Below are 339 nucleotides of genomic sequence, written 5' to 3' on the forward strand. Positions count from 1 at the left end.
CAAGCCTGGGAGCCTTACAGGTGGCGGCGGCAAACCGGGCGGCCATGGTAACGACCTGGGAGGCGCTGACTCCTGACAATCTCACAGCAGTGCAGATTAAGAATGGTGATGGGTTAGTGGTAGGCAATTATACTAACCTTGTACTTGTGTCTGAAACGTCCATGGTGGCCGCAGATGGTACGGTGCTTACAACGTATAATCTACGTGAGAAAAACGACGAGGAAAAGCGCCTGGACGCCCTGGAGGAAGGAAAGGCGGTACAGGACGGGGCAATTAATGATCTTGGTGAAGTGGTTGGAACACTAGCAGAAGGAGGTATGATTTAATGGGAGCATTTTA

The 339-nt window shown here is 51.3% G+C and carries 1 protein-coding gene; it reads left to right on the top strand.

Annotated elements, in window-relative coordinates:
• Window positions 1–326 (top strand): hypothetical protein (locus NE473_RS30690; RefSeq protein WP_256265605.1); only part of this gene is annotated, 326 nt, incomplete at its 5' end.
• Between the last annotated feature and the right edge of the window lie 13 nt (window positions 327–339).

Source organism: Hungatella sp. SL.1.14 (genome assembly GCF_024460495.1).
Lineage (GTDB): Bacteria > Bacillota > Clostridia > Lachnospirales > Lachnospiraceae > Hungatella > Hungatella hathewayi.